At 75.5% G+C, this 5,432-nt stretch carries 5 protein-coding genes; all 5 read right to left on the bottom strand.

Going from position 1 to position 5,432, the window contains the following annotated elements:
• The coding region (locus tag QH283_RS17415) for a DUF58 domain-containing protein (RefSeq protein ID WP_280504048.1) at positions 1–814 on the bottom strand (814 nt) is incomplete at its 3' end.
• 2 nt (positions 815–816) lie between these two features.
• On the bottom strand, positions 817–1,887 hold the full coding sequence (locus tag QH283_RS17410; protein WP_280504047.1) for an AAA family ATPase: 1,071 nt from the start codon (positions 1,885–1,887) through the stop codon (positions 817–819).
• Positions 1,884–2,912 (bottom strand): DUF4129 domain-containing protein, encoded by a 1,029-nt coding sequence (locus tag QH283_RS17405; RefSeq protein ID WP_280504046.1) that lies wholly within the window; start codon positions 2,910–2,912, stop codon positions 1,884–1,886. The genes QH283_RS17410 and QH283_RS17405 overlap by 4 nt, the downstream gene beginning before the upstream one ends.
• A complete protein-coding gene (locus tag QH283_RS17400; RefSeq protein WP_280504045.1) occupies positions 2,909–3,787 on the bottom strand; it encodes a hypothetical protein in 879 nt (292 codons plus the stop codon). Before QH283_RS17400 ends, QH283_RS17405 begins: the two co-directional genes overlap by 4 nt.
• A 25-nt stretch (positions 3,788–3,812) precedes the next feature.
• Positions 3,813–5,432, bottom strand: a 1,620-nt coding sequence (locus tag QH283_RS17395) for a DUF4407 domain-containing protein (protein ID WP_280504044.1), incomplete at its 5' end; no start/stop codon positions are given.

Here is a 5,432-nt window from a genome sequence, read left to right as displayed (position 1 = left end):
GATCGACGGTGTCGCCCGCAGCCGCGGCCAGCCCGCCCAGCAGCAGCGCGGCCTCGACGGCCACGTCCAGCCGCGTGCCCGCGCCCACGCGGCCCGCGCTCACCCGGCCGGTGTCGAGCACCATGAGCACGTGCCGATTGCGTTCCGGCCGCCAGGTGCGCACCATCACGTCGGCGGCGCGGGCGGTGGCTCGCCAGTCGATCGAGCGCACGTCGTCCCCGGCCACGTACTCGCGATAGGAGTCGAACTCGCTGCCCTGGCCGCGGATGCTGGCCACATTGCGGCCCTCGAGGTGCTGGAGCCTGCGCACCTTCGAACTCAGCAGGCGCTCGCTGCGGAAGGCGGGCAGCGCGCGCACCACGGCGCGCACCGGACGGCGGAACTGCCTGCCCGCCATGCCCAGCGGGCCGAACACCCGGACCGTCACCGGCCCGGCCGCGCGATCGCCGCGATGACGCGGGGTGAGCGTGGTGCGCAGCCGGATCATGGTGTTCGGCGCGAGGTCGAGGCGGCGGGCGCGGTGTCCAGCCCCGGTGCTGTCGGGCCAGTCGTCCCACAGCAGGCCGCGCACGGTGCGCTCGCCGGTGTTGGTCACGGTCAGCTCCACCTCGGTGGAACGGCCGAGGCGCACCGTGGTCAGCGCGGGCCGGGAGAACGTGAGGTCGCCGGGGCGGGGGAGCGCGGCCATGTCCGCGCCCGCCAGCGCCGCCAGCACCGCGCAGGCCAGCGCCACACCGAGCCAGGAGGGCAGCACGAAGGCGACGCAGGCCGCCAGCAGCGCCGACGCCGCGACCAGTCGACCGCTGACGACCACGGCTACACCGGCACCGGGACCGAGTGCAGCAGCCCGGCCAGCAGCCCTTCGGCGGTCACGCCGTCCAGCTCGGCCTCCGGCCGCAGTTGCAGACGGTGGCGCAGCACCGCCGTCGCCACGAACTTCACGTCGTCGGGGGTGGTGAACCCGCGCCCGTTGAGCCAGGCGAGCGCGCGGGCGGCGGCCAGCAGCGCGGTCGCGCCACGGGTGGAGGCGCCGTGCCGCACCGCGGGCGCCGACCTGGTCGCCCGGCACAGGTCCACGATGTAGGCCAGCACCTCCGGGGCCACGGTGACCGCGCCGACGGCCGCGCGGGCCGCCGCGATGTGCCCTGCGCCCGCCACCGGACGCAGGCCCGCCGCGGTCAGGTCGCGCGGGTCGAAGCCCGAGGCGTGGCGCGCCAGGATGTGGAATTCGTCCTCGCGCCCGGGCAGGGTGATGTCGACCTTGAACAGGAAGCGGTCCAGCTGCGCCTCCGGCAGCGGATAGGTGCCCTCCTGCTCGATCGGGTTCTGGGTGGCCACCACGACGAACGGGTCGGGCAGCGGACGCGGCCTGCCGTCCACCGACACCTGCCGCTCCTCCATCGACTCCAACAGCGCCGACTGGGTCTTGGGCGGGGTCCGGTTGATCTCGTCGGCCAGCAGCAGATTGGTGAACACCGGGCCCTGGCGGAAGGTGAACTCCGCCGAGTGCGGGTCGTAGATCTGCGAGCCGGTGACATCGCCCGGCATCAGATCGGGGGTGAACTGCACCCTGGTGTGCTCGAGTTCGAGCGCGGTCGCCAGCGCGCGCACCAGCAGCGTCTTGGCCACCCCTGGCACGCCCTCGAGCAGCACGTGGCCCCGGCACAGCAGAGCGAGCACCAGGTAGAGCACCGCGTTGTCGTTGCCCACCACCGCCTTGCCGATCTCGGCGCGCAGGGCGGCCCGCGCGGCGTGCGCCTGCTCGGCGGTCGGCGCCGGTACCGCCGGGGCTGTGCCTGCCGGGGAGGGACCGGCCGGGGAGGGGCCGACCGGAGCTGTGCCTGCCGGTCCCGAGGGGCCCGGGGATTTCGTCATGTCCGTCGTCATCGGACCTCCGTCTCGATCAGATCAAGCTGGGCGGCGACCACGCCGAGCGCGGACGCGTCGGGCACCGGGGCGTACAGGGCGGCGTGCACCAGTCCGGGATCGAGCCCGGACCGGCCCGCGATCGCGGCGATCAGCTCGTCGGGGCCCGCACCCGCGGCCGCGCCGAGCCCCGGTGTGATCCGGCGCAGCGCGGCGGCCCGCAGCTTGCCCGCGATGTGGTCGTGGTCGCCGCTGCGCCGGTACACCGCGGCCTGTCCGGCGAGCAGTTCGTTCGCCGCCACTTCCACCGGCCGCGGCTCGCGTACCAACGCGCCGCGTCGCACCGCCCGCCACCACACGAGCAGCGCGGAGGTGATCAACAGCATCAGCCCGCCGAAGGCCAGCGGCGCGGGCAGGCTGTCGAAGATCGAGTCCCTGCCCTCGATCGGCGGCAGGTCGGGATCGTCCGGCGGGTCGGGGATCGACGGCGGCGGCAGGTCGGGCGGCGGCGGGGCGCTCGGCGCGGCGCAGGACTGCATGGCCGCGTACAGCAGCAGCCCGAGCACGATCAGCCCGGCCAGCCCGGCCCAGAACCTCGGATCGCGCAGCAGCGCGGGCAGCGGCGGCAGTGCTCGGCGGCGCGGGCGCGGCGCGGCCTCCGCCACTTCGCGCACCAGCGGTTCGGGCTTCGGTGGCGGCGCGGCGGCGGAGTAGGCGTCGGCGTACTCGAGCCTGCGGTACTCGTCCTCGGTGGCCGGGCGACCGCCGTAGACGACCTCGTCGAAACTGCGTGCCGCCGGGTCCAACTGGGCGGCGGCCTCGGGGGCGAGCACGGTGGAGGCGTCCGCGGCGGTCTCGTCGGCGGTGCGCGAGCGGCGCGTCTCCAACAGGCCACGCTGTTCCATGCCGCGCAGCACCGCCCGGAACCGTTCGCGCAGCGCGCGGTCGTAGTCGCGGCGGGCGGCCGCCTGCTCCGCGGCCGCGCGGTGCTCGGCGGCGGGGCCGAGTGTCGGCGGAGCCGGGATTTGCCGCTGGTCCTCGCTCATCGCCACCGCCCTTCCCCGGCAGGGTCCGGCACCCGGATGTCCATGCCCTCGCGGCGGCAGCGCGCGTCGACGTACTGGGTGACCCGCGAGCAGGATTCGACGATCTCGGCGAAGGCGATCAGCACCAGCGACAGGGTGGTGGTCAGCACCAGCACCGTCCACATGCGGGTGCCGGAGATGTCGGTGAGATAGGTGGTCAGGCCGATCAGCGGCAGCACGAGCACCGCGAACAGCGTGCGCTGCACCAGCCACAGGCCGGTCAGCCGCCACTGCGAACCCGAGGTGAGCACCTTGGTGCGGGCCACGCCCTGCCGGTAGCCCGCGCTCTCGGCGTAGAGCACCGCGGGCAGCGGGAAGCGGGTCGCCCGCAGATAGGCCAGCAGCACCGGCACGAAGGGCAGCGTGACGAGCAGGATGCCCAGGGCGAGCACACCGACCCCGACCAGAGTGAACACCAGGTGTGCCAGCAGCACCGGACCCGCATGGGTGAGCAAGCCGGTCAGCGCGGCGCGCACGCCCACCACTCGGCCGAACACCGCGGCCAGCGCCACCGGCACCACCGTCCCGCGCAGCACCGCGCGCACCAGCCACGCGCAGGCCAGCGTGGTGAGCACCGCCGTCCAGCCGATCGCGTCGTCGGAGCCGTCGCTGAGCCCCGCCGCGCTCGCGGTCAGCACCACCACCACGATCTCGGCGACGGCGACCGTCACCCCGCCGAGGATCGCCAGCACGGCGAGCCGGGATTGGATCAGCGCGAACGGGACGTCGAGGAGTTCACGGAAAGTCAGTGGACGAAGCGGTACGGGTCCGGGCGACCCCGGCGCCGGTTGCACCCCCGCCCCGGTGACGCCGGCCGGATCAACGGCTGGCAGCACGGCTCGGAGTCTAGTGGAAACGTGTTCAGGGAGCCGGGGTGCGCGACTGCGGCCCCGCCTGCGCGACGGGTTCGGCGTCCACCACCGTGGTGGCCACCGATGGCCCGGCGGCCGCCGTCTCGCGCACCGCCAGGGTGACCACCCTGGTATGACGGCCGTCGCGCACCGTGAAGGTCAGCTCCTCCACCGCGTCGACCGCTCGCCGGGCGCTGAGCAGCGGCCGGGTGGCGCTGTCCACCGCCGCCAGCACGAACCCGGGCAGCAGCGGAGCGAGCCACGAAAGCGACGGTGCCGGCGCCTGCCTCGGCGGCCGGCCGTGTTCCGCCGGGCGCACCGCCTCGGTGATGCCGATCTCCAGCCCGCCGAACGCGGCGATCACCCGGGTGTGCCGCCTGCCGCCGAACGGCTCGACCACCCGGTCGCCGGTCCCGACGACCGGTTCGGTGGTCTCCACGACCGGTGTCGCCTCGTATGCCTTGCCCGGGTCGTCGGTCACGGCGGTCCGCGCCGCCGCGTATTCGGGGTCGAAGGGAACGGCGTCGACGGCCCAGGTGGCCGAGCCCGAGCTGCCCGTCGGGAGCGCGGCGGCCCGACGGGCGGCCGCCGGCCTGCGGGTGTCGACAACGGGTTCGGCGCGCGATCGCGCGGCGGCGGCGCGCATCCTGGCCAGTTGGATCGCGACGGCGGTCTCGGCGTCGCGTTCGGCGGCGTCCATGGCGGCGCGGGCGGCGGCGTGGCGGTCCTGGGAGGTGACGCCGAGCCTGCGGCGGGCGAGCAGGGGGAGCAGGGCGAGGAGCAGGCCGGCGAGCAGGGCGGCCAGTCGGGTGGTCATGGCGGGGCCGGGGGCGGCGGAGGTGGTGTGTTCGTGCATGGCGGCCCAGCGCGCGCCGAGGCCACGGTCGCCGGAGCGCTCCGCGGTGGCGTAGGCCCGAGCCAGAGCGCTGTCGGCCTCGGTGACGCGCTGGTCGAGGGCGGGGGCGCGGTCGCGGTCGGCGGCCAGGCGGGCGCGAGCCTCGTCGAGCATGGCGCGGGCGGTGCGGTGCTCGGGGCCGTCGCCTGGGACGCCGGTGATCCTGGTGGGCGGGCAGGCCGGAGTGGGATTGAATTCACAGCGCGCGGTCACCAGCGCCCGTTCGACCTCCTCAGCACCGCGGCCGATGGTGGCGCGCAGGGCGGCCTGCTCGGCGCGGGCGCGTTCAAGTACGGCCGTGGCGGCGGTGACCTCGGGTGCCGAACTCGCTGCGGCATGCGCCTTTTCGTCCAGGAGCCGGTCGATCGCGGGCGCGGTGGCCACCAGGGTGGCGGCCTCGCCGAGGAACAGGCCGGGCAGCAGCGCGAGCAGCATCCGCCCGAGCAGTCCGAGCACGCGCTGCGCCGTGCCGGGGGCGGCCGTGCCGGGAGAGAACGTGCCGGGAAGGACGGCGAGCACCCGGGCGATCACCCCGGCGACCGCGGCCACGCCTGCCCCGGCGGCGGCCGCCACGGGCGCCGACCACACCGGTGCGCAGGCCGCCGCGGCGAGACCACCGGCGACCAGCGCCGAGACCAGGACCGCCGTGCCGGTGAGGGCGTAGCCGGACCGCTCGTGCGCCTCGGCCACCAGGTCCGGCTGCCCGCCGCCGAGGCGGATCAGCGCCCGTGCGGC

Source organism: Nocardia farcinica (assembly GCF_029867845.1).
Lineage (GTDB): Bacteria > Actinomycetota > Actinomycetes > Mycobacteriales > Mycobacteriaceae > Nocardia > Nocardia farcinica_A.
This window is presented reverse-complemented; position numbering and strand designations above follow the sequence as displayed.

Excerpts from the sequence above, each read along its gene's own strand:
- QH283_RS17405 (WP_280504046.1), bottom strand. The coding sequence starts at position 2,912 with ATGAGCGAGGACCAGCGGCAAATCCCGGCTCCGCCGACACTCGGCCCC.
- QH283_RS17410 (WP_280504047.1), bottom strand. The coding sequence starts at position 1,887 with ATGACGACGGACATGACGAAATCCCCGGGCCCCTCGGGACCGGCAGGC.